This is a genomic window from Janthinobacterium sp. EB271-G4-7A, assembly GCF_020858075.1.
GTDB classification, from domain to species: Bacteria; Pseudomonadota; Gammaproteobacteria; order Burkholderiales; family Burkholderiaceae_D; genus Janthinobacterium; species Janthinobacterium lividum.
This window is the reverse complement of record NZ_JACYMI010000007.1, coordinates 67,942-92,017: the sequence shown is the minus strand read 5'-3', so window position 1 is coordinate 92,017 and position 24,076 is coordinate 67,942. Positions and strand designations below refer to the sequence as shown.

Here is a 24,076-nt window from a genome sequence, read left to right as displayed (position 1 = left end):
CTTAGAACTCTTCCCACTCGCCGCTGTTATCGGCAGCAGGCTTGGCGGGACGCGGTTTTGCGGCAGCGACAGGTGCAGCAGCGGCGCGGGCCGGCGCCAGGCGCAGCGCCGGGCGTTTCAAGGCCGTGCTGGCGGCGGCCACGACAGGCTTGCGCAAGGCAGGCTTGGCCGCTGCCGGACCGCTATGGTTGGCGTCGAGTTTAAAAATGCTGACCATCTCGGCCAGCGCGGCCGCCTGCTCCTGCATAGATTCCGAAGCGGCTGCCGCTTCCTCCACCAGCGCCGCATTCTGTTGCGTCACGGTATCCATTTCCGCCACGGCTTGATTGATCTGGCCGATGCCCAGTTCCTGCTCGCGGCCGGCGGCGCTGATTTCGCCCATGATGTCCGTCACGCGGCGGATGCTGGCCACGATCTCGTCCATCGTCGTGCCCGTCTGGCTGACCAGTTCGCTACCGGCGCCCACGTTCTGTACCGACGCTTCGATCAGCATCTTGATGTCCTTGGCGGCGCTGGCCGAGCGGTGCGCCAGGTTGCGCACTTCCGTGGCGACGACCGCAAAGCCACGTCCCTGTTCGCCGGCACGCGCCGCTTCCACGGCCGCATTCAAGGCCAGGATGTTGGTCTGGAAGGCGATGCCATCGATCACGCCGATAATGTCGGCAATCTTTTTCGACGATTCGCTGATGGTGCCCATGGTATCGACCACTTGCGCCACCAGCGCACCACCCTTGACGGCCACGTCCGATGCGGACACGGCCAGCTGGTTTGCCTGGCGCGCATTGTCGGAATTCTGCTTGACGGTCGAGGTCAGCTCTTCCAGTGAGGAAGCCGTTTCTTCCAGGCTCGACGCTTGCTGCTCCGTGCGGCTGGACAGATCCAGGTTGCCCGAAGCGATTTCATTGCTGGCCGTGGCGATGGCGCCGCTGCCGTCGCGCACGCCGCGCACGGTGTTCGACAGGCGTTCCTGCATTTTCTGCAAGCCCGTCAGCAAGGCGCCCATCTCGTCGTTGCGCGTGATGACGATGTCATTGGCCAGGTTGCCGTCGGAAATGGCGCCGAAATGGCGCAGGGCCTGGTCCAGCGGGCCGAAGATGGCGCGCAGCAGCAAGATGCTGGAAATAATCGTCAGCAAGGCGCCGACTATCATACCGCCGATGGCCATGGCCACCTGGGTGCGGTAACTGGACTGGCTGGTCGCATACATCGCGGCGGCCGACGTGGCCTGGTATTGCGTCAATGTTTCGGCTGCCTGGTCCAGGGTGCGGTACAGCGGCGTCAGCCCCGTCATCATCAAACCGTCCGCTTGAGCGACGTTGCCTTCACGCAAAGCCTTGCTCATGACCAGCAAGCCGTTGCTCATGTAATCGCTGCGTTTCTTGTCCATGTCGTCGGACAGGCGCTTTTCGTCCGTGCTTTGCGGCAAGGCCAGGTACACCTTCCAGGACTTGTTGGAGGCTTCCATGAATTGTTCGGCACGGGCCAGGATATCCTTGGCGTCGGCCGCATCGGGATGCACCATCACGCGGTCCATCGTGAAACGGGCGCGGCCCAGCAGAATCTGCGACTCGCCGATGGCTTGCGTCGATACCAGCTGATTGCTGTAGACCTCGTTGAGGTTGTGGTTGGCCGATTTCAGACTGATGATACTCATGACGCCCAACACGGCGATCAGCAAGCCCAGCACACTCATGGTGGCAATCAGGCGCATTTTTATTGTTATGTTCGACAGCATGCAGTTTCCTTGGTAGGGGCGTAACCATGCCTGCGCTCACCAAACGGGATAGCAACAAGCGCCAGATGGGCGGGTCACGTGAATTGTTCAGGACAGATCGATACGGCGTGTAAGGCGGCAGGGGGGAAGGCGGCCCGCGCATATCGTCAGGAGTGCAATACAGGGCAACGAGGTCGAGGTTTCCTGTACTTTTAATTTCCTGACTGCAAGATACAGGGAAAGTTTACTAGTAGCAACATCCAGTATTGATTTTCACGCTTTGTAACAAGCGGATGATGTTTTTTGCGCAGAACTGGCATTCCGCTGCCGTGCAAGGTCGCGTGGGAATGCCATTTATGCTAGCTAACAAGTTAATACATGGTTTCTTCGATGAGCTGGCCATCGTCGCGGAAATACTGGAACCGGCCCGTTTTCATGCCCATGTTGTAGGCGCCTATCCGCTTTGGTTTACCGTTCTGGAAATGTTCGATATTGACGCCATGCAGCACGCCCTTGTGCCAGTTGCGGTGAAATTGCGGCACTTCGCCATCGGGATAAAACAGGGTTTCCGCCCCATCGCGCTTGCCGCTGGCAAACGCGCCTTGGTAACGCCGCTTGCCACCCGGATAAAAACTCTCCATCGGGCCGTCGAGCTCGCCAAAGCGGTAATGTTCGACCAGTTCCAGCTGGCCACCGGCCGCATATTGTTCCAGCTTGCCTTCCGGTTCGCCATCGCGCATGGTCAGCACTTGCCAGCCGCCATCCGGCGTCGCCTTCTTCCACGGCCCCTGCTTGATGTCATCGACATACAGGCCGCCACCGCCCGGCTCGATCCACTGGCCCTGCTTCTTGCCATTCACATAGTTGCCCTGCCAGTGCACCAGCGTACCGATACGGCGCTCGCTGGGGCCGTCCAGCCTGTCTTTGACGTAGGTATCGAAACCCTCGTAATTGCCCTTGCCCTCGTCGCGCCATTCGTCCACGCCCGGGCTCACTTCCCAGCGGCCCGTGCGCTGGCCCCGTTGCATCATGCCCGTTGTCGTTTCCTCGCCGCTTTCATACGTCCACGGCCCTTCGGCCTTGTCGTCGACAAACGCGCCAACCGAGCGGATGGTGAGCGGCTCTTCATAGTGCCACTGCCCAGTGCGCTTGCCTTGCGCATACCGGCCACGGGCATACACGTTGCCCGTGCAGCAATTCACGTCGTATTCGATGAGCAGCCCATCCTGGCTGGCGGCAAAGCGCTGCGGCTGCGTTTCCCAGGTGATCCATTTGACGTGATAGCTGGGCGCGCGCCCGCCTTCCCAGCCCTTGCCCAGCAGATAGGTCACCGTGAGGAAATGGCCCTCTTTTTCCTGGAAAGTTTTTTTATAGGCAAACGCCGGGGCGTCCGTCGGCTTGCCGGGCAATAACTCGCCATCGATATTGAAATAGCCGACCAGGGTGCCGTGGCCATGCTCGATGGCGTCGAACTCGGCCACGCCCGTGGGTGCGTACGCGATGCTGTAGTCGATCAGCTGCAAGCGGGCCAGCGCGGCGCGCACCCGCGCCTCGTCCATGGTTTTCGCGCCGCGCATGATGGCATCCAGGGTCGGCTGCAGGGTGGCCACCTTGAACATCCTGCCGCCGCTGCGCTCATAGCGGTAGGCATGCAAGCCAAAGAGCTTATCGCTGCTGCGGCTGAGCACGAACGTGGTTTCGCCTTCGCTGTCGAGGTCAAGCTGGAACACGGCCGCGATGCTGGCCTTGCCATACTTGTCCAGGTTCATGCGCTTCTCGCTATCCCCGTTGCACTGGCAATAGTAGCCGTTGACTTCGCCATTTTCCCGCAGGAAGGCCAGCACCACGCCGCCATCGCGGCGCTCGACAACGCTGGCGGTGGCCATCGGTTTACCCTCGTAGAACCGGACTGCCGCCTGCACCGGCGCCAAGGTGCCCAGCGCCAGCAGCGCCGCCATCGTGCTGATCCAAAATGTTTGCCGCATGCCAACTCCACTGCCTGAAAACCGCCATTATGCATGGCCGTTCAGGCAAGACCGGACACGCCAGGACGCTGGCGCCACAGGGGCCGCTGCACCGTCTGCGCCAGCAGCACGCCCAGCAGCGAAATGCCGCCGCCGACCAAGTGGTACACATGCATGCTTTCGTGCAGCCAGACGATGGCCAGCAAGGCCGTCAGCAGGGGCAGCAGGTTGACGTAAATGCTGCAGCGGTTCGGTCCCAGCAGTTTTACCCCTTCAATCCACAGGTAGGACAGCACGATGGACGAGCCGATGCCGGCATAGCCGATCAGCGGCAAGGTCGTAGCGTCCAGCCTGGCGCTGCCGGCCGGCAGCAGCAGGAACAGCGGCAGCATGCACGCCAGGGCTGCCAAGGCCTGGCAATAAATGGCTTGCCAGGCGGGAATGGATAAACGCCAACGGCGCAGCAGCACGCCATACAGGGCAAAACTCAGGCAAGCCAGCAGCATCAGCGCATCGCCCGCATGCACGCCTTGATGCAGCAAGGCCAGCACGTCGCCGCGCCCCACCAGGTACAGCAAGCCGCCAAACGACAGCACGCCGCCGGCCGCCATGCCGACTGTCAATCGCTCGCCCAGCAGCAGCACGCTGAGCAAGGCCGTCATCAGCGGCGCCAGCGCCGTGACGATGGCCATATTCGTCGCCGTCGTCGATTCGGCGGCGCGGTAGGACAGGCTCTGGAACAGCGCCATCGACATCACGCCGCACAGGGCCAGCTGCCACCACTGGCGGCGGATGGCGGCGCGGTTGCGCCACAGGGGGCGGGCGATAAACGGCGTCATCACCAGCAAGACCAGCACCAGGCGGTAAAAAGTGATGGCGGTGGGGGCGATGCTGGACGCGGCCAGCTTCGAGACGACGACGTTGCCGGCCCACAGCAGCATGGCCAGAAACGGATACAGATAGGCGCGCACAGGCATGCGAAGCTCCAGTAATAGTTGCGGGAAACCATCATGCCGCAGGTGCGCCGCGCCTTCTCGCGCTAAAATGTCTGGACCTATCGCAAAACTGACATCATTTTCATGGATTGCACCTCCCCCGCCTTTCAGGAATTGCTGCCCGTCACGGCGCGCGCCATGGCGCTGGCCGTCGACTATGCGCATGGACACGTGATTTCCGTGCACCGCCACACGCATGCACAATTGCTGTATGCCATCGAGGGCGTGATGACCATCGAGGCCCAAGGCGGGCGCTGGGTGGTGCCGCCCACGCGCGGCGTATGGCTGCAGCCCGGCATCGCGCACCAGGTACGCATGAGCGGCGCGGTGAAAATGCGCACCGTCTTCATCGACTGCGCCAGCTCACCGCTGCTGCCGCGCCACAGCTGCGTGCTCGACATCAGCCCCCTGTTGCGGCAATTGATCGTGGCGGCCGTCGACATCGCGCCCGATTTCACGGAAGGCAGCCGCGACTGGCATCTGTTGCAATTGCTGTTGCACGAGCTCGACAGCCTGCCCGTGCTGCCCCTGTATCTGCCGCTGCCTTTTGACGCGCGCCTGCGCGGCATTTGCGCGCGGCTGATGGCGCAGCCGGGCGAACAGCAGACGGTGGCGCACTGGGCGCAGGAACTGGCGATCACCGAGCGCAGCCTGCACCGCTTGTTCCAGAAACAGACGGGCATGCGCTTTGGCCAGTGGCGCCAGCAGGCGCGATTGCTGCGGGCGCTGGAACAATTGGCGCACGGCAGCAAGGTCATCGACGTGGCCATGGACAATGGCTACACGAGCCAGAGTGCGTTCACGGCCATGTTCAAGAAGCATTTCGGCACCACGCCCAGCGCGTTTTACCAGGCAAAAGTCATCGCTGCGTAAAAAAAATGCTGCTATGCATCAATAATCATGGGCGATAGCCGCCGCTCTTGTTATCATCGCAAGCCTTATCGCACCGCGCCCATCCTGGCAGCGGTGTTGACCTCAATCACATCACCATGACACAGAATTTTTTCCAGACATTTATCCTGCTCCTGCTCGTGACCGATCCGTTCGGCAACGTTTCCCTGTTCGTCAATGCCCTGAAACGGGTGCCCATCGAGCGGCGCTGGAAAGTCGTGGTGCGCGAATGCCTGATCGCCTTCGGCATCTTGCTGCTGTTTATGTTCTTCGGCCGCCATTTCCTGAACGCCTTGCAATTGTCGGAAGTGGCGCTGCGCATCGGCGGCGGCGTGATCCTGTTCCTGATCGCCATGCGCATGGTCTTTCCGCAGCCCAACGCCGGCAATAGCGACCACGAGATGGGCGGCGAACCGTTCATCGTGCCGCTGGCCATCCCCGCGCTGGCCGGCCCGTCGGCGCTGGCCACCGTGCTGCTGTTTTCCTCGCATGAAATGAACGAAGTCATTGCCCACGTGGCGGGGCTGACGGCCGTGGCCGTCGTCTGGCTGGCCGTCTTCCTGTGCGCCGAACGCTTGCAGCGGGCCCTGGGTCCAAGAGTCATGACGGCGTTTGAACGCCTGATGGGCTTGATACTGACGGCGATGGCCATTGAAATGCTGCTGGCCGGCATACGCGCGTTTTTGAAATCCGTCTGAATAGAACATTCATCACCATGAGCCGTTGCGCCCACCTTTGCCTGATGGCCGATTACAACCAGTGGATGAATGCCAAGGTGTACGCGGCGGCGGCCAGCCTGCCACCCGGCGAGCTGCAGCGCGAGCGGGGCGCCTTCTTCGGCTCCCTGCTGGCCACCCTGAACCACGTGATGGTGGGCGACACGCTGTGGCTGCAGCGCTATGCGAAGCACCCGGCCGGCTTTCCCCTGCTCGACCCCATCCGCGCCATCACCCCGCCCGCCTCGCTCACGCACCCGCTGTTCGCGGCCGACGATTTTGCCGCCATGCACGCGCACCGGCAATGGCTGGACCAGCTCATCATCGACTGGACAGCCTCGATCACGGAAGCCGACCTCGACCATTTGCTCGACTACCGCAATAGCAAGGGGCCGAACCGGCGCGAGTTTTTCAGCCTGCTCATGCATTTCTTCAACCACCAGACGCACCACCGGGGCCAGGCCAGCACCCTGCTGTCGCAAGCGGGCGTGGACATCGGCGACACGGATCTACTGTTTCGCATCCCCAACCATATTGCCGACTGACGACGGGCGGTACAGCCACGCCTTGAGCAAGATCAAGCCCAGCGCCACCGCCCCCAGCAGCCCGCCGCAAGCCAGCGCCCCCTGCATGCCGTAGTGCTCAATGGCGACGCCGCCGGCCAGCGCGCCTACAGTCACGCCCAGGTTGATGGCGGCAATATACACGCCGATGGCGAACGCGGGCGCCTCGCGCGCTTCGCTGCTGAGCCACACTTGCGTCACGATCAGCCCGCTCGTGTGCGCGGCGCCCCAGAACAGCAGCAGCACGACCAGCGCCGCCCAGCCGATATCGCCACCCGCATACTGGTACAACAACCAGTACGCCAGCCCCAGCAAGAGCGGCTGCAGCAAGACCGTGCGCAGCACATGCGTGCCCAGCTGGCGCCCCGCGAACAGATTGCCCGCTACGCCACCGATACCAAACACCACCAGCGCCAGCCCCGTCTGGCGCGCCGACAAGCCCGCTTCCTGTTGCAGATACGCGGCCGCATACGCATACACGGCAAACATGGCGGCAAACACCAGCACGGCAGCGGCAATATTGAACCACAGAGCAGGCTTGCGCAGCACGGCCAGCTGGCGGCCATATGCCATGGGCGCCTCCTGCGGCGTGTCGGGCAAGAACAGGGTCAAACCCAGCGCCGCCAGCGCATTCATCAGCGCGCAGGCAAGGAACGATGCCTCGTAACCATATTGCGCGGCAATCCAGGTAGTGAGCGGAATCCCCAGCACCATGCCCATGCTGGTGCCCGTGAACGCATGCGCGCCGGCCCGCGCCGATTGCTGCGGCGGATACAGGGCGACGGCCGCCACCATGGCCAGCGAGAAATACACGGGGTGGAACAGGGCCGGCACGATGCGCAGCGCCAGCAGCAGCCCGAAGCGCGGTGCATACGCCGATGCCACGCTGGCCAGCGCGAACACCAGCAGGGAAACGATCAGCACGCGCTTGCGGCGCCAGCGCGTGGCCAGCAGCACGAGGAAGGGGCCGCCCACGGCGATCACCAGCGCGAACAGGCTCACCAATAAGCCCGCCTGCGCGGCCGTCACGCCGTAGCGCTGCATGATCATCGGCAAGATGCCGACGACGCCAAACTCGATGCAATACACGCCGAACAGGCCCAGCGCCAGAAAGACGATGGGGTGCGGGCGCGTCATGGCATTTCCTTGGCGCCATACACGGCCTGGCACAGTTCCGTCACGAATGGCCCCGCCATGCCCTCCAGCGCCGTATTCGTGAATGCCACCACCGACAATTCTTGCGCCGGGTCAACAAACCACGAATGGCCATACGTGCCGCCCATGCGCCACGTGCCCACGGACTCCGGCGTGGCGGCGGCTAGCGGGTCCGTCAAGACGGTAAACCCCAGGCCGAAGCCACGACCGGGCCAGAACGGCAAGTCGAAGCCGCCCGTCTGGTTTGCTCCCATCTGGCGCGCCAGCGCCGGCGGCAGCAACGGCGCGCCACCCAGGCGCAGGGTCTCCAGCAAGCGCATGAAGTCGGGCGCCGAGCCGACCATGCCGGCGCCGCCGGACGGATACGCGTGCGCATCGCGGGCGCGGGCCGGAGATAATGCAAAACCTGCCATGCCGTCGAGAAACGGCAGATGGTCTTCGCCCTCGTCCAGCAAACGGCGCGGCCGGGACTCTCCCGCTGCGCGGTCCGCATAGGCCACGGCCAGGCGCGCCGGGTCGGCAGCCAAAAAACCCGTGTCGCGCATGGCCAGCGGCGCCGTCACCAGCTGTGCCACGGCCTGCGCCAGCGGCAAAGCAGTCACCGCTTCGATCACGGCGCCCAGCACGTCGGTGGCGATCGAGTAGGCCCAGCGCTCGCCCGGTGCATATGCGAGCGGCACCGTGGCCAGGCGGCGCAGGTTGTCTGCCAGGGAAATACGGGACGCATCCATGCCGTCCGACACGCCCGCCTGCGCATACGCGCCGCCCGGCGGCTGGAAAAAGCCATAGTCGAGCCCGGCCGTGTGCGTGAGCAAGTGCCGCACGGTCATCGCCGCCACCGTGCCGTCCGGCTGGCGCGGCGCAAAATACGGCAGCCAGCGCGTCACCAGGTCGTCCAGGCTCAGGCGGTGCTGTCCCACCAGCGCCAGCGCGGCCGTGGAGACGATGGGTTTGCTCACGGACGCCAGGCGGAAGACGGCGTCCTCAATCATGGGCGTGCCCGCCTCGCGGTCCAGGTGGCCGGCCGCGCGGCAGTACACGTCCTGGCCGCGCTGGCGCACCAGCACCACGGCGCCCACCAGGCGCTGCTGGCGCAAGACGGCATCGAGCAAGGGATCGATGCGGGCGGACAGGGCCGCGGGAGAGAAGTTGTACATCATGACGTAACCTTTCAAATGATCAGACTGCCAAGGTAAGCCAGGTACGATCAAAGAAAAACAGGCTATAGTTTCTGTCTGTGCGGACATTTGCATCCGCAATAAAGGGTGGAAAATGGATAACCTGGCGGGATTCACGGCCTTCGTGCAGGCGGCCGAAACGCGCAGTTTTGTGGCGGCGGGCCGGGTGCTGGGTATTTCCGCCTCGGCCGTGGGCAAGAGCATCGCGCGGCTGGAAGAGCGCCTCGGTGTGCGCCTGTTTCACCGCAGTACGCGCAGCATCGCGCTGACGAGCGAGGGGACTGTGTTTCTCGAGCGCTGCCGGCGCATCCTGGGCGAGATCGAGGCGGCCGAGCTGGAGTTATCGAATAGCAAGAGCGCACCGCAAGGACGCCTGCGCGTCAGCCTGCCGCAGGTGGGCAGCCTGCTCAATCCCGTGCTGGCCGCATTTGCGCGCGCCTATCCGCAGGTGGAACTCGACCTCGATTTCAGCGACCGCCGGGTCGACGTGATCGAGGAAGGCTATGACGCCGTCGTGCGCGCGGGAGAAAGTGCCGACAGCCGTTTGATGAGCCGCCAGCTGGGCCAGTTTCAGCTGCAACTGGTGGCCGCGCCTGCCTATCTGGCGCAACATGGCACGCCGCTGCTTCCCGCCGACCTGGCGCAGCACACTTGCCTGCTGTATAAATTTCCCAGCAGCGGCAAGGTCGAAGCCTGGCCCTTGCCCGAGTGGAATAGCCTGCAGGCAGCCGGCTTGCCGGCGCTGCTCAACTGCAACAATGTGAACACCCTGCTGCACTTTGCCGAAAGCGGCCTGGGCATCGCCGCCCTGCCCGACTTTGCCGTGCGCACGGCGCTCGCCGCAGGCCGCTTGCAGCCGGTGCTGGACGCGCACCGCCAGCACGACGGCGCCTTTCGCATCCTGTGGCCCAGCAGCCGCCACCTGACGCCGAAACTGCGCGCCTTCATCGATTTCCTGGCCACGCACGTGTTTCCGGAAAACTGAGCCGCCTCCAGCGCCGCGCTCGTTGTTTCCACACGACAACTTATTTAATTTGCTACCAATTTTTTAACTTTTCGGGGACTTGATACAAGTTTTTGTATTGCAGTGCGGAATTTTGAGGAACAATTACAGGCTGGCCGCCCTTACGTATAAACCCGTAGCCCGGGCCTGTCGACGTTTTCCTTCACTTCCGCAACACGAAAGCAATCATGTCACTCACACAATTCAAAATCGGCACCCGGCTCGGGATCGGGTTTGCTGTCGTCCTCGGCCTGCTGGTGGCCGTCTTGCTCGTCGGCCTGTATTCCATGGGGCAACTGAGCGCGCGCACGCACGACATCGTGGCCGACAAGAACGTCAAGATGGCGGCCGCCAATACCATGAGCGACAACGTGCGCAACATTACGCTGGCGATCACGAGCATCGTGGTGGCGCCGACGGAAGCGCTGGTGCAGGCGGAGCTGGCAAAGATCGGCGAGGCGCGCAAGAAATATGGTGCCGCCAAGGAAACCTTGCAAAAGAAAATCTCGACGGACAAGGAAACGGCACTGATGGCCGAGCTGGACGCTGCCCTGAAATCGGGCGCGCCGCTGAACAACAAGGTCATCGAGCTGCGCAATGCGGGCCAGACGGAAGAAGCGATCGCCTTTTTGACGCAGCAGGCGGCACCGAGCCTGAAGCGCGTGCTGGGCGCACTCGACAGCCTGGTCGCGTATGAAGGCGAGCAGGCGGCGCAGGCGGCGACGGATGCCGAGACGCTGAGCGCCAGCGCGCGCGCCTCCATGATTGCCCTGGGCAGCGTGGCCGTGCTGCTGGGCGCTTTTGTTGCCTGGATCATCACTCGCTCGATCACCCGCCCCATCAATGCAGCCGTGGGCGTGGCCGAAACCGTGGCCTCGGGCGACTTGTCGTCGCACATCGTCGTCAATTCCAGCGATGAAACGGGCCGCCTGCTGGGCGCCCTGAAAGCCATGAACGACAGCCTGTTGGGCGTGGTGGCGCAAGTGCGCAACGGCACGGATGCGATCTCCACGGCATCGAGCGAAATTGCCGCCGGCAACCTCGACCTGTCGTCCCGCACGGAAGAGCAAGCCAGTTCGCTGGAAGAAACGGCGTCGGCCATGGAAGAGCTGACCTCGACCGTGAAGCAGAACGCGGACAATGCGCGCCAGGCCAACCAGCTGGCGAAAAGCGCGTCGGAAGTGGCCGTACGCGGCGGCAGCATCGTCTCGCAAGTGGTCGACACCATGGGCACCATCAACGAGTCGTCGAAGAAAATCGTCGACATCATCGGCGTCATCGACGGCATCGCCTTCCAGACGAATATCCTGGCCTTGAACGCGGCCGTGGAAGCGGCACGCGCGGGCGAGCAGGGCCGTGGCTTCGCCGTCGTGGCAACGGAAGTGCGCAACCTGGCGCACCGTTCGGCCTCGGCCGCCAAGGAAATCAAGGAATTGATCGCCGCGTCCGTCGCCAACGTGGACACGGGTTCGCGCCTCGTCAATGAAGCGGGCCAGACCATGGGCGACATTGTCGACAGCATCGTGCGCGTGACCGATATCATGGGAGAGATTACTTCCGCCACGCACGAGCAGACCATCGGCATCGAGCAGATCAACATGGCCATTGCCCAGATGGATGAAGTGACGCAGCAAAACGCGGCCCTGGTGGAAGAAGCGGCGGCCGCTTCGCAAAGCATGCAGGAGCAGGCGGGCGAACTGGCGCACGTGGTGGGTTTCTTTAAAACCGGCAACCATGTCGCCAGCGCACCCAAGCTGGCGCCTGTGCGCGCCGCGCCAGCAGCGCCCGCCATCGCACGCCCCGCCGCCAAGCCAGCACCCGCGCGCAAGGCTGTCGCGGCCGCGCCGGCACGCCGCAGCAATGCTGCCGCCGAGAGCGAATGGGAAGAGTTTTAACCAATAGCAACGTCCTCCCCACGGGAAAGCCAGGCAGGAAGTTGCTGCCTGGCTTTTTTTCGTCCGCAATCACCACTTTTTTTGCGGCAAAGCCCGCGCAATAGGCAAAAGTGCAAAACGTGCACCGCGCATACGCTTTACAATCCTCGCTCGCTTTACAAAATATTGGTCATCATGAATCAGGCAGAACAGCAGCGCCTCCTGGCTATCCTGGAGTATTGGCACAAGATCGAATTCTTTATCCCGTTTGACCTGAATCAAATCACGGACGTTGAAGACCAGTCCACCGTGCGCCTCCTGCACCGCGAACAGCTGGCGCAATTGCCGCTGCAGTTCGCCACGCAATGGCAAGTGCCGTCCGACCGCGAGATCGACGGCTTCTCGCTGTTCCTCGGCGTGTTCGACAAGGCCGAAATCAACAAGGCCTGTCCGCCGGCCGATGGCCCGGAAAATATTGCCGAAACAGAAAAAACAGAACTGCTGGGACGCTCGTGCTTTGCCCGCCTGAACCTCAATGCGCTGGGCGAGCCGCAGTTCGACCCCGTTTCCGTGTCAACGTTGCCGTGGGCCCTGGGCCGCGCCCGCACGCCGGACTGGTCCGGCCTGAGCCTGGACGCCTTCAGCGACAGCCAGCTGGCGCTGCAAGACACCCTGCGCAACTTCGCGGCAAGCCGCGCCCCGCAGCAAGTGACGGACGAGGCAGGCAATGTCTCGTCGCCCCTGTCCGGCATGGAAATCGCGGCCCTGGCCGACCTGCTGCGCGACTGGGCTGGCTTCCACCCGTCGGCAGGCCAGCCGCTGGCCGTGCTGGAATTGCGCACGCGCAAAAAACGCGCCGCCGTGACGGAAGCCGATGCGCTGGAGTCCAGCCAGAACCGCAGCCTGGACTTCGGCGACGCGGTGGAACCATCGATCGATATCCTCAACAGTTTTTACCTCGACGACCTGGAGCAGATCATCCGCGCCTTGCGTGGCGGCAAGCTACCCGCGACGGTGGCCGCCTACCTGACGCCGCTGGCACAGGATGAGCGCATCGACCTGTACAGCCCTGCCGGACGCCAGGCGCTGGCCGCCATGCTCAATCCGGCCAATATGAACCGGGGACACTGGCTGGAAGACGCCAGCTATGCCATGAGCCTGATGCAACAGTTCGCCATCCACGGCGCGCGCACGGGCTTGAACGAACGGGGCATCTTTTCCGTCAACGGCCCGCCGGGCACGGGCAAGACGACCTTGCTGCGCGAATTGTTCGCCGACAACATCGTGCGCCGCGCCAGCGTGCTGTCCTGCCTGGACCGCGCCGGCGACGCCTTCATCGGCAAAGTGGCCGTGGCCTTCGAAGGCGTGCGCGACCCGATTACCATCGCCCGCTTGCGTCCAGAACTGACGGGCTTTGAAATGGTCGTCGCTTCGTCGAATAACGCGGCGGTGGAAAACATTTCCGGCGACCTCCCGAAACCGAAGCAGCTGGGCAAGGAATGGGCGCGCACGCGCTATTTTGAAAGCGTGGCGCGCCGGGTCGTGGCCGACGGCAATGGCGCCAACCGCGCCCTGGCCGAGGCGGAAGCGCCATGGGGCTTGATGTCCTGTGCGCTGGGAAACAGCGCCAACCGCCGCCGCTTCGTCAGCAATTTTTATGACGACGACTGGGACAAGACCACGGCGCGCAAGACGCCGAATGCGCAAAATATCCGCCAGTGGCTGGCCAGCTACCAGGGCGTGAGCTTCGCGCAGGCGGCACGCGAGTTTCGCGAGACGGAACACGTGGTGGAAAAGGCCCTGGCCGAACACGCCCAATATGCCGCCCTGTGGCAAGCCGTGGGCACTTGCACGGAAGCAGACTTCATGCAGGCCAGCCAGCAAGCGCTGATTGCTGCCGAGCAAGAGATGGACGCGGCAAATGGCGCCCTGACCTCCGCGCTGGCGCAGCAAGAGACATTACTCGCCAGCAAGAAGGAATTGCTGGAAGAAGAACGCCTGGTGGCGCTGACGCAGCCGGGCTTCTTTGCCCGGCTGTTCCGCACGGCACCCGCGCGCGCCTTCAAGGATGCCGTTGTCGCCAACGCGGAAGCGCAGCGCCAGGCCGCGCGCGACGTGTCCGCCATCAAGCTGCTGCTGAAAGGCGAACTGGAGCCGCGCTGCGAGCGCGCCCGCAACAGCCTGCACATCGCCCTGCGCACGGCGCAATCGCGCCAGCGCGAATGGGATGACAGCACGGAACTGCTGCGCCGCGCGCGCATGCGTTTCCCCACCATCATCGCGCCGGCCACCCTGGACGAGCTGGACGGCGACGCCCTGCAAATTGGCGGCCTGTGGCATGAACCGGCGCTGGCGCGCCTGCGCTCGCGCCTGTTCGCCAAGGCCCTGGCCCTGCATGAAGCATGGCTGGCGGAAGTGGCAAAAAAAGGCGGCCCCGGCTTTGGCGGCAACTTGCTGGCCGTGTCGAAATTGCTGAAAAACAAGCGCGCCTACGACCAGTCGCACATCGCCATGGTCTGGCACAGCCTGTTCATGGTCGTACCCGTCGTGTCGACCACGTTTGCCTCGTTCGCGCGCCAGTTCCAGGGCATGGGCCCCGAATCGCTGGGCTGGCTGTTCATCGATGAAGCGGGCCAAGCACCACCGCAAACGGCGCTGGGCAGCCTGTGGCGCGCCAGGCGCGCCGTCGTCGTGGGCGACCCGCTGCAGATCGAACCCGTATTCACCGTGCCGGGCCGCCTGGTGCAGACCCTGTCCGCCCTGTCACCGCACACGCAGGACGGCAGCTACGCGCCAACCTCCGTTTCCGTGCAGACCCTGGCCGACAAGGCCAACCGCTACGGCGCCGTGGTCGGCGCCAACGGCGAAAAACCCTTGTGGATCGGCAGCCCCCTGCGCGTGCACCGCCGCTGCGTGGAACCGATGTTTTCGCTGGCCAACAGCATCGCCTACGAAGACAAGATGGTATATGGCTTGAGCGACCGCACGCCGCCGGATGGCGCGCGGGGCCTGACGCGTGGCCCCAGCCGCTGGATCGACGCCGTCGGCACCGTCAGCTACAAGCAAGTCGTGCCCGTACAGCTCGACTTCGTGCTGGAAGTGCTGCTGAAACTGTACCGCCGCGACGGCAAGCTGCCCGACATGTATGTGATCACGCCGTTCAAGGCCGTGCGCAACGAATTGCGCTCGCGCATCATGGACTTGGACTGGGACCGCCGCCTTGGCTACGGCAAGGCGCCGACGGCGCGCGAATTGCGCCAGTGGAGCAGCCAGATGGTAGGCACCGTGCACACCTTCCAGGGCAAGGAACAAAGCGTGGTGATGCTGGTCCTCGGCGCCGACGACAGCACGGCCGGCGCCGCGCAATGGGCGGCCAGTACGCCGAACCTGCTCAACGTGGCCCTGACGCGCGCGCAGCATTACGTGTACATCGTCGGCAACCCGCTGCTGTGGGGGCAGTTGCCGCACTTTGCGCCAGCGTGTGCGCAACTGGCGCATACGGGCATGCATGAGTTTTTGGTGGAAATGGGCTGACGGCCCCGAGACCATACGGGACCACGTAATCCGACAATATTATTGACGGCTCTTGTCGGATTACGCTTGGCTTCGCCTCGCTAATCCGACCTACCCTGTGCCGGAATGCGGCGTAGGTCGGATTAGCGTAGCGTAATCCGACACCACCCCAGTCAATTACGCCGGAAAAACCAGGGTAAACGTCGTGGCGGCCGCATCGGACGCCACGGTCGCGCTGCCGCCGTGCAGCTGCATGATGGCCGTGACGATGGCCAGGCCCAGGCCGGTAGAGGCGGCCGAGTCGCTGCGGGCCGGGTCGGCGCGGTAGAAACGCTCGAACAGGTGCGGCAGGTGGCGCGCGGGAATGGCGGGGCCGAGGTTGCTCACGCTCAATTCCACACCCTCGTTCGTCGCATGCGAGCGCAGCAGTATCGTGCTGCCTGGCGCCGCATGGCGGATCGCGTTCGACAGCAAATTGCCCAGCGCGCGGCGCAGCAGTTGCGGTTCGGCCGTCACCGCGCCGCTACCGTGGCAAGCCAGCGCCAGCTCGCGCTCTTCGGCCAAGCCTTCAAAAAAATCCGCCAGCCTTAAAAACTCGTCCTGCACGGGCAAGACTTGCTTGACGAGCACCATTTCATCCTGCTGCGCCCGCGCCAGGAACAGCATGCTGTCGATCATGCGCGACAGCCGCTCCAGCTCTTCCACATTCGACGAGACCAGCTGCTCATAGTCTTGCGCGCTGCGGGGCCGGGCCAGCATGACCTGGCTTTGCCCCAGCAGATTGGTGACGGGCGTGCGGAATTCATGCGCCAGATCGGCGGAAAACTGCGACAGCCGCGCATAGCCTTCCTGCAGCCGCGCCAGCATGGCGTTCAGCGCCTGGATCAAGGGCAAGAGCTCCGTCGGCGCGCCACGCGCATCGAGTTGCTGCTCCAGCTTGCCCGGCCGCACGAGGGCCGCATGGGCGGCGATATTGCGCAGCGGCCGCAGTCCCCGCAGCAGCATCACGCTCGACAACAAAGCCGCCACCAGCGCGCTGACGGCGACGGACACGACGATCTGCCAGCGGTAGGCGGCAAACATGGCCGTGCGGTCGCCGTAGACCCGGGCGACGGATATGTCGGCCATCTGCGCCGGGTCGCCAATGCGCGCGCTGGCCGCCACCACCCTGGCCGGATAACCGTCGCGGCTGGTCCAGCTGACGATGGCGCTGCTTGTCACGGGCGCATCGACGGCCACGGGAACAGGATGCGCCACCGTCTCGCCGTTTGGATTGACATCGATCAAACGCGTGCCATCGGCGCGCACGATGCGGACCAGGGAATTCTCTTGCCCGCTCATGGTGTCGCGGAAATACTGGGGTCGCTCGCGGATGATGTCGAGGGTGCCCGCATTGCCCAGCAGTTGCTGGATCTGCCGCAGTTTTCCCAGCAACAAAATATCGTCGCGGCGCTCGATTTCCGCGACGAACGAGCGGTACAAATGCATGCCCAGCCCGGCCGACACGAGCGCCACGATCAGCACGAACACGAGCGTGACGCGCAGGGTCAGCGAGCGGCGGAGTTGCGCCAGCTTCATTGCGTGGCGCCGCTGTCGGGCACGGTGGGCGCGCGCAATTCGCAGACATAGCCCATGCCACGCAAGGTGTGGATCAGCTTCGGTTCGAACGGGTCGTCGAGCTTGCTGCGCAGGCGGCGGATGACCGCATCGATGACGTTAGTGTCGCTCTCGAAATTGATGTCCCACACTTGCGAGGCGATGATGGAGCGCGACAAGACCTCGCCCTGGCGCCGCGCCAATAGATGCAGCAAGCCGAATTCCTTGGCCGTCAGGGTGATGCGCTGGCCTTGCCGGCTGACCTTGCGTTTCATCACGTCGATTTCCATGTCGCCGATACGGATCACGTCGTCCTCGCGCGGCGGCCCGCGCCGCAGCAAAGTGCGGATGCGCGCCACCAGTTCGGCAAAGGCAAACGGTTTCACAAGGTAATCGTCGGCCCCCAATTCCAGCCCTTTGACCCGGTCTTGCACTTCGTCGCGCGCCGTGAGGAAAATCACGGGCACGTCCGCACCGCCCTCCTGCAGCCGCAGCGCACGCAAGACTTGCCAGCCATCCATGATGGGCAGCATGACGTCGAGCACGATGAGATCGGGTGACTCCGTACCGGCCATGTGCAAGCCGTCGCGGCCGTTGCGCGCCAGGCTCACCGTAAAGCCGGACTCGGCCAGGCCGCGCAACAGATAGTCGCCCGTCTTCGGTTCGTCTTCGATTACCAGGATGCGCATGGCCACTTTCTAAAGAGAATATAAGACCATTCTACGCCGCGCGCCGGGCGCCGCGGATGATAAAAATGTCATGCGGCGATCATCTTCTCGTAGGGCAACACTGGCCATACTGGCGTCACTTGATTCCCTGGACGCCACATGAAAACCCTTCTTTTCGGCAGTACCCTGCTGTGCCTGCTGGCCAGTGCCGCCCACGCGCAATTGCGCAACGTCAATGACCTGTCGCTGGCGGCGGCCAACAAGCTGGCCAACGCGGCCATGGCCGCTTGCCAGGCGCAAGGGCGGCATATCGTCGTCACGGTGCTGGACCGTGGCGGCAATATCGTAACCGTGCAGCGCGCCGACGGCGTCGGACCGCACAACACGGAAGCCAGCCGGCGCAAGGCGTATACAGCGCTGTCCACCAAGAGCGATACCTATGCGCTGGCCGTGGCGGCCCGCAACAATCCGGACATGAGTAATTTGACCACCGTGCCGGAACTGTTGCTGCTGGGCGGCGGCCTGCCCTTGCGAGCCCAGGGAGAAGTGGTCGGCGCCATCGGCGTGGCCGGTGGCGGTGGCGCGCAGCAAGACCGTGCCTGCGCCCAGGCTGCCCTGGCCGCCATCCCCGAACTCGATTCCCCCACCCTTTGAAAGACACGACGATGACGTACCTGAAAAAGATCACCGCCGCCCTGGCCTTCGCCAGCCTGTCCAGCATGGCCCTGGCCGCCGCCAATCCCTTGAGCGTGCACATCCTCGACTTGCAGAGCGGCCTGCCGACAGCGGGCGTGACGGTCACCCTGGAGCAAAAGAAAGGCGAAGGCTGGCAACAGTTGGCCAGCGCCGTGACAAATGCGCAGGGGCGCATCGCGGCCATGTATCCGGAGGATGCTCCCATGCAGGCGGGCGATTACCGCATCGTGTTCAAGACAGGCGAGCACTATGCGCGCCTGAAACAGGAAACCTTCTTCCCGGAAATCCCCGTGCAATTCCACGTGGAAAAGACCGACCAGCACTATCACATTCCCTTGCTGCTCAGTCCTTTTGGTTTTTCCACTTACCGAGGAAACTGACCGTTGATCACGCCACCGTCTTCGCCGTCTGCCCGAACAGCACGCTCTTCGCGTCGCCGCTGACGGTGGGCTGCACATTGATTTCAGCCGCCCGCGCATACGCGCGCACGGTGGCGGGACGGGCGGCAATGGCCGCGAACCAGCGCGCCAGGTGCGGGAAATCTTCCAGCTTCTGGCGCTGGCGCTCGTGCGGCACGATCCACGGGTAGATCGCCATGTCGGCGATGGAATAGCTGTCGCCGGCCACGAATGCGCGGTCCGCCAGGCGCTTGTTCAGCACGCCGTATAGCCGGTTCGTTTCGTTGACGTAGCGCGTGATGGCGTAGTCGATGGCTTCGGGCGCATATTGCACGAAATGGTGGTTTTGCCCGGCCATGGGGCCAAGGCCGCCCATTTGCCAGAACAGCCACTGCATCACTTCGGCGCGTCCCCGCACGTCGTCCGGCAGGAATTGCCCGCTTTTCTCGGCCAGGTATTGCAAAATCGCGCCCGACTCGAACAGGGACAAGGGCGCGCCGCCATCTTCCGGCGCCTGGTCGACGATGGCGGGGATGCGGTTGTTCGGCGCGATGGCGAGGAATTCGGGCTTGAATTGGTCACCCTTGCCGATATGCACGGGAATAATGTTGTAGGGGATGCCCGCTTCTTCCAGGAACATCGTCACTTTGTGCCCGTTGGGCGTGGTCCAGTAATACAGGTCAATCATCGTGGTCTTTCCAGATAGATAAGTAGGGCAGGCGGCCTCCGCATCACTATTGTCGCGCCGCAACTGATATGCATGGATATAATGCCACGTAAGCGAAAAACAAGACGGCGCAAGCATTCACTAGCGCCGTCACGCAGGCATCACGACATTCCCGAGCACCAACCAAGAAAGCCGACCATGCGCAAACTCCTGATCGTCACGCTGTCCGTCCTGCTGTCAGGCTGTGTCCAGGACTTCGCCATCTACATGTTCGATGGACAGGACCATTCCCTGACCGTGCGCCGCCAGCAACGTTATTTTTGGCAAGATACCGTGGAAGTGCAGCTGATGGCGACCAATTTGCCGCAATGCCAGCGCCTGCATACCCTGTCGACGGATGCGCCAGCCGACATCACCGTCGAGCTGTTTGCCGCCGGCGATGGCATCTGGAATATCCGCATGGGCAAGCAGCTGTGGCAGGCGGAAACGAATACCTGCAATGCGCTGACGGAAATGGAAAACGACCCGAAAGCCGACCTGGGCCAGCCGGTCGGGCAATTCGTGGTCGTCGATGACAAGCTGGAATTCGAACCGGCGCCGCAGGCGGCGGCGCCAGCCCAGTAAGTCCTTAACGAAACCCCTAGCGCGCTGCCAGGCTGCGCAGCGGCTTTTTCGCCACGGCGCGTGGCGCGCCAGCCGAACTTGCCGCCAGGCGCGGCGACGTCCCCATCCCCGGCTCCTGCGCCGACAGCTTGAAGCGCGCCACCAGTTGCGCCAGCACGGCCGCCTGGTCCTGCATGCTCGACGCCGCGGCCGCCGCCTCTTCCACCAGTGCCGCATTTTGCTGCGTCACGCTATCCATTTCCGTGATCGCCTGGTTGACGTGGCCGATGCCCGTGCTTTGCTCGTGCGAAGCGGCCGTGATGTCGGCCATGATGTCGGTCACGCGCGAAACGGAAGCCACCACCTGATCCATGGTCGTGCCCGCCTGTGCGACGAGCGTGCTGCCTGCCGCGATGCTGTCGACGGAAGCGCCGATGAGCTCCTTGATTTCCTTCGCCGCGCCAGCGGACCGTTGGGCCAGGTTGCGCACTTCCGACGCCACCACGGCAAAGCCGCGTCCCTGCTCGCCGGCGCGCGCCGCTTCCACGGCCGCGTTAAGCGCCAGGATATTCGTCTGGAAAGCGATGCCATCGATGACGCCGATAATGTCGACGATCTTGCGCGACGATGCATTGATGGTATCCATGGTGCCGATCACTTGCGCCACCACGGCGCCGCCCTGGCGGGCCACGGCGGAAGCGGACTGCGCCAGTTCATTCGCCTGCACGGCGTTGCCCGCGTTTTGTGTCACGGTCGAAGTCAATTCCTCCATCGAGGCCGCCGTTTCTTCCAGCGAACTGGCTTGCATTTCCGTGCGTGCCGACAAGTCCATATTGCCGCTGGCAATCTCGCTCGATGCCGTGGCAATCGTCTCGGCGCTGTGGCGGATTTCACTGATCGCATCGACGAGGTTGGCTTGCATGGTTTTCATCGCGTACAGCACGCTGTGGCGGTCGTTGGCATGCGTGCGCACGACGCCGCTCAAATCGTTATTCGCGATCTTTTCGGCCACGTCGGCCGCATACTCGGGATCGCCGCCCAGCGCATGGCGCAAGCTGCGGTTGATCACGACGACGACGGCGGCCAGCAGCGCGCACACGAGGACCAGCACGCCCAGCGAAGTCAGCAGCGACTGGCGGAAGGCAGCATCGATATCATCCATGTACACGCCCGTCACGATGGTCCAGCTCCATGGCTTGTAGGCCACCACGCGGCTCATCTTCGGTTCCGGCGTCTTCTGGCCGGGACGGGGGAAATAATAGTGGACGAAGCCCTTGCCCGCATCGGTCTTACCCACGGCAACGATGTCGCGGTACAGATAAGTGCCGTTGGCATCCTTGAAATCCGACATGTTCTTGCCATCGGTTTGCGGTGCGGCGGGATTCATCACGACGACGGCATCGAGGTTGATGATGGACAAATAGCCGGTTTCACCGAAACGCATGCTCTTGATGACGGCCGTGGCCTGCTTCTGCGCTTCTTCCTTCGTCAAGGCGCCGCTGGCGGCCAGGTCGCCGAACATCTTGACGGCGCCCAGGCCCAGGTCGGCGGCATTGCTCAGGTCGGCGCTGCGCTCTTCGATGCGGATCTTGCGCACTTCCAGCGCGTTATAGACAAAAATAACGGTGATGCACAACAAGCTGCAAATCAGGGGAATCCATAACTTCTGCTGGAACGTCAATTTCTTCATGCTGTGTCTCCAACTATCTATTTGCGGCGATGGGGCGTGGCCCGCTTCCTGCCCTGCAAGCCAGGAATGCGGCGGCGACGGTGCTCTGGCGGCACCGTTCAGACTGCTTCAGCATACGCTCGAACGACCGATATTTACAATGCCGGGAAGCAATGAATTTTGCCCAGTGTTGTTAATGCGTTGCGACAATTGATGAGAATTGATGCTGCATTGCAGTAAAAAAGCATGCAGATAGGCATCGGCAAGGCAGGCGGGGGTGGCGTGCCTGTGTCAAAATGCACGCCGTATACTCGACGAATCACGAAAGAACAGCATGACCAAGAATGAAGCCATGAAACGCATCAACGACCGCCTGGGCAAACCCACCCTGACGGACAAGAACACGCATTTTGCCAGCGTCGCCAGCTATGGCACGGACGAAGGCTGGTGGCTGAAGATTCCCTTCCTGACGTTCAAGCAGGAATTGCACTTCATCCTCAACAATGAAAAAACGAAAAGCTTCCAGCACCTGAAAATCGGCGCCAACCAGATCCTCAGCCCCGGCATGAAGTTCCGCAGCACGGGCGGCGCGGCCGACGCCTTCATGTCGGCCTCGGCGCCGAAACGCCTGGTCGACTTGCTCGACGGCGGCAGCAAGTACAACTTCACCAAGCATTTCGTCAACGACTATCGCTACTAGTCCCACCTGACCCAACCTGCTGCGCGTCGGTTTGGTCAAGCGTCGCGACGCCTTGTCGGATCATTGTGGGGCGGCAGCCACGCCCTGAGCAAATGCTGGGCGATGTCGAGCGCGTCGTCGCGGCTGGTGCCGAAATGCAGGGGATAACCCCAGAACTTGCCGAACATCACGGCAAAGGCCTTGCCGGCCAGGCGCTTGGCGGCGCTCGGTTCGACCAGCACCATGCCCTGGATATACGCGCGGATGGCCGCCTTGTTCTGCTTCATCCATAGTGAAGCCCGCTTGCGCTCTTCCTGCGGGTGTTCATGCCCATCTTCGTCAAAGCCTTCTTCGCTGAGGATGACAAACGCCTGGCGGCGCGCCAGCAGCGCGTCGAACTGGGCAAACAGAATATCGGGCTGGACAGGCGCGGCCTCGCGGCGCATCCAGACGAGGGGGAAAGTGGATAGATCAAGCTGCATGGTAATGACTCCTTCAAGGGGGTTGCCGTTCCTCCTCACCTTCATCAGAACACGGGCGGCGGCGGTTGCCGTTGAAGCGGGGCGGCGGATGCCCATACGATAGCGTTGGCAGCGCTGCGCGTCATTGCATAAAATAGCCACAATATTATTCAATCCAGCCAAAGTAACCCCATGCCCCATCCCCTCTTGCCCAGCATGCTGACGTCCCACCTGGGTCTGGACGACGACGCCTCCATCCTCGATTTCGACGTCGATGGCGTGCTGCGCCCCTTGCTGGCCGTGGGCCTGGCCAGCGTGCCCGAGGATGCGGAGCAGGCGCCGCATCAGCACCGCAAGGGGCAGTTGCTGTATGCCACGCGGGGCGTGATTCATTGCGAGGTGGAAAGCGGCGTGTGGATCGTGCCACCGCAGTGCGCCGTGTGGATACCAGGCGGCCTGATGCATGCTGCGCAGGGCGTGGGCGAGGCGGAATGTTATTGCCTGTTTATCGAACCGGCCATGGCGCCAGCCTTGCCCGCCGTCTGCTGTACCGTGGCCGTCTCGCCCTTGCTGCGCGAACTGATCGCCAAGGCGGCCGGTTTTCCCACCCTGACCGTGCTGCAGGGCGCACAGGAACGCCTCGTGCTCACTTTGCTCGACGAGCTGGCGGCCGCGCCCGTGGAAGACTTGCATCTGCCGATGCCGCGCGATGCACGCTTGCGCTGCCTGGCTTCCCTGCTGCTGGCGCAGCCTGCCGATAAAAGTACCCTGGCCGAATGGGCCAGCCGCATCGGCATGAGCGAGCGCAGCATGACCCGGCAATCACTGGAGGAAATGGGCATGAGCGTAGGCCGCTGGCGCCGGCAATTGCACGTCATCCTGGCCTTGCAACGGTTGGCGCAAGGGCGCAGCGTGAAAGCGGTGGCGCTGGAACTCGGTTATGAAAATACCAGCGGTTTCGTCACCATGTTCCGCAAGGCCGTGGGCAAGCCGCCGGCGCGCTACCTGGCGGAACGGGAATCCAAGAGAATATAAAACGCATAAAAAAAGGCGGCATATGCCGCCTTCATCCT

21 protein-coding genes are annotated in these 24,076 nt (G+C 63.3%); 11 read left to right on the top strand and 10 right to left on the bottom strand.

The features are described from left to right. Window position 1: 1 nt before the first annotated feature. The 3 genes from IGS58_RS27935 to IGS58_RS27925 form a co-directional block, all read right to left on the bottom strand. Entirely contained in the window at window positions 2-1,735 is a 1,734-nt protein-coding gene (locus tag IGS58_RS27935) for a methyl-accepting chemotaxis protein (protein ID WP_070280108.1), read from the bottom strand. A gap of 350 nt (window positions 1,736-2,085) precedes the next feature. Next, window positions 2,086-3,699, bottom strand: a complete 1,614-nt coding sequence (locus IGS58_RS27930) for a toxin-antitoxin system YwqK family antitoxin (protein ID WP_230523227.1) — start codon at window positions 3,697-3,699, stop codon at window positions 2,086-2,088. 41 nt (window positions 3,700-3,740) lie between these two features. Beyond that, window positions 3,741-4,655, bottom strand: coding sequence for a DMT family transporter (locus IGS58_RS27925; RefSeq protein ID WP_034781295.1), 915 nt, complete (start codon window positions 4,653-4,655; stop codon window positions 3,741-3,743). Window positions 4,656-4,757: 102 nt separating this feature from the next. Here IGS58_RS27925 and IGS58_RS27920 point away from each other — a divergent pair, with 102 nt between their 5' ends. The 3 genes from IGS58_RS27920 to IGS58_RS27910 all read left to right on the top strand — a co-directional run bounded on the left by IGS58_RS27920 (window position 4,758) and on the right by IGS58_RS27910 (window position 6,825). Next, a complete protein-coding gene (locus tag IGS58_RS27920) occupies window positions 4,758-5,546 on the top strand; it encodes an AraC family transcriptional regulator (protein WP_115057387.1) in 789 nt (262 codons plus the stop codon). Between the two features lie 116 nt (window positions 5,547-5,662). Beyond that, window positions 5,663-6,262: a MarC family protein gene (locus IGS58_RS27915; protein ID WP_034781292.1), complete on the top strand. Its 600-nt coding sequence runs from the start codon at window positions 5,663-5,665 to the stop codon at window positions 6,260-6,262. Window positions 6,263-6,279: 17 nt separating this feature from the next. Continuing rightward, window positions 6,280-6,825 (top strand): DinB family protein, encoded by a 546-nt coding sequence (locus tag IGS58_RS27910; RefSeq protein ID WP_211552152.1) that lies wholly within the window; start codon window positions 6,280-6,282, stop codon window positions 6,823-6,825. On the opposite strand, the gene IGS58_RS27905 is transcribed toward IGS58_RS27910, so the two are convergent. Continuing rightward, window positions 6,790-7,980 (bottom strand): MFS transporter, encoded by a 1,191-nt coding sequence (locus IGS58_RS27905; RefSeq protein WP_230523226.1) that lies wholly within the window; start codon window positions 7,978-7,980, stop codon window positions 6,790-6,792. The genes IGS58_RS27910 and IGS58_RS27905 overlap by 36 nt on opposite strands. After that, window positions 7,977-9,158 carry a serine hydrolase domain-containing protein gene (locus IGS58_RS27900; RefSeq protein ID WP_442908385.1) on the bottom strand — a complete coding sequence of 394 codons (1,182 nt, stop codon included), beginning with the start codon at window positions 9,156-9,158 and terminating at the stop codon, window positions 7,977-7,979. Before IGS58_RS27900 ends, IGS58_RS27905 begins: the two co-directional genes overlap by 4 nt. 112 nt (window positions 9,159-9,270) lie before the next feature. Here IGS58_RS27900 and IGS58_RS27895 point away from each other — a divergent pair, with 112 nt between their 5' ends. From IGS58_RS27895 to IGS58_RS27885, 3 genes are all read left to right on the top strand, one after another. Then, window positions 9,271-10,161, top strand: coding sequence for a LysR family transcriptional regulator (locus tag IGS58_RS27895; RefSeq protein ID WP_230523225.1), 891 nt, complete (start codon window positions 9,271-9,273; stop codon window positions 10,159-10,161). 206 nt (window positions 10,162-10,367) lie between these two features. Beyond that, window positions 10,368-12,074: a methyl-accepting chemotaxis protein gene (locus IGS58_RS27890; RefSeq protein WP_034781286.1), complete on the top strand. Its 1,707-nt coding sequence runs from the start codon at window positions 10,368-10,370 to the stop codon at window positions 12,072-12,074. A gap of 174 nt (window positions 12,075-12,248) precedes the next feature. After that, window positions 12,249-15,587: a DEAD/DEAH box helicase gene (locus IGS58_RS27885; protein ID WP_230523224.1), complete on the top strand. Its 3,339-nt coding sequence runs from the start codon at window positions 12,249-12,251 to the stop codon at window positions 15,585-15,587. Between the two features lie 156 nt (window positions 15,588-15,743). Here IGS58_RS27885 and IGS58_RS27880 read toward each other — a convergent pair whose 3' ends face one another. Then, on the bottom strand, window positions 15,744-17,144 hold the full coding sequence (locus IGS58_RS27880) for a heavy metal sensor histidine kinase (protein ID WP_230523223.1): 1,401 nt from the start codon (window positions 17,142-17,144) through the stop codon (window positions 15,744-15,746). Continuing rightward, on the bottom strand, window positions 17,141-17,851 hold the full coding sequence (locus IGS58_RS27875) for a heavy metal response regulator transcription factor (protein WP_230523222.1): 711 nt from the start codon (window positions 17,849-17,851) through the stop codon (window positions 17,141-17,143). Before IGS58_RS27875 ends, IGS58_RS27880 begins: the two co-directional genes overlap by 4 nt. A 138-nt stretch (window positions 17,852-17,989) precedes the next feature. On the opposite strand from IGS58_RS27875, the gene IGS58_RS27870 reads away from it, so the two are divergent. Together IGS58_RS27870 and uraH are read left to right on the top strand one after the other, a co-directional pair. Beyond that, window positions 17,990-18,484 carry a GlcG/HbpS family heme-binding protein gene (locus tag IGS58_RS27870; protein ID WP_230523221.1) on the top strand — a complete coding sequence of 165 codons (495 nt, stop codon included), beginning with the start codon at window positions 17,990-17,992 and terminating at the stop codon, window positions 18,482-18,484. Window positions 18,485-18,495: 11 nt separating this feature from the next. Further along, entirely contained in the window at window positions 18,496-18,906 is a 411-nt protein-coding gene (gene uraH / locus IGS58_RS27865) for a hydroxyisourate hydrolase (protein ID WP_230523220.1), read from the top strand. Between the two features lie 7 nt (window positions 18,907-18,913). Here uraH and IGS58_RS27860 read toward each other — a convergent pair whose 3' ends face one another. Beyond that, on the bottom strand, window positions 18,914-19,612 hold the full coding sequence (locus IGS58_RS27860) for a glutathione binding-like protein (protein ID WP_230523219.1): 699 nt from the start codon (window positions 19,610-19,612) through the stop codon (window positions 18,914-18,916). A gap of 177 nt (window positions 19,613-19,789) precedes the next feature. On the opposite strand from IGS58_RS27860, the gene IGS58_RS27855 reads away from it, so the two are divergent. Further along, window positions 19,790-20,215, top strand: a complete 426-nt coding sequence (locus IGS58_RS27855) for a hypothetical protein (protein ID WP_034781263.1) — start codon at window positions 19,790-19,792, stop codon at window positions 20,213-20,215. A gap of 16 nt (window positions 20,216-20,231) precedes the next feature. Here IGS58_RS27855 and IGS58_RS27850 read toward each other — a convergent pair whose 3' ends face one another. Next, entirely contained in the window at window positions 20,232-21,884 is a 1,653-nt protein-coding gene (locus IGS58_RS27850) for a methyl-accepting chemotaxis protein (protein ID WP_034781259.1), read from the bottom strand. 313 nt (window positions 21,885-22,197) lie between these two features. On the opposite strand from IGS58_RS27850, the gene IGS58_RS27845 reads away from it, so the two are divergent. Next, window positions 22,198-22,563, top strand: a complete 366-nt coding sequence (locus IGS58_RS27845; RefSeq protein WP_034781254.1) for a hypothetical protein — start codon at window positions 22,198-22,200, stop codon at window positions 22,561-22,563. A gap of 35 nt (window positions 22,564-22,598) precedes the next feature. Here IGS58_RS27845 and IGS58_RS27840 read toward each other — a convergent pair whose 3' ends face one another. Next, complete coding sequence (locus tag IGS58_RS27840) at window positions 22,599-23,024, bottom strand: hypothetical protein (RefSeq protein ID WP_070258683.1); 426 nt, start codon at window positions 23,022-23,024, stop codon at window positions 22,599-22,601. A gap of 195 nt (window positions 23,025-23,219) precedes the next feature. Here IGS58_RS27840 and IGS58_RS27835 point away from each other — a divergent pair, with 195 nt between their 5' ends. Then, the gene (locus IGS58_RS27835) at window positions 23,220-24,038 is read left to right on the top strand and encodes an AraC family transcriptional regulator (RefSeq protein WP_442908386.1); all 819 of its coding nucleotides are present in this window, start codon (window positions 23,220-23,222) and stop codon (window positions 24,036-24,038) included. The last annotated feature ends 38 nt before the right edge of the window (window positions 24,039-24,076 follow it).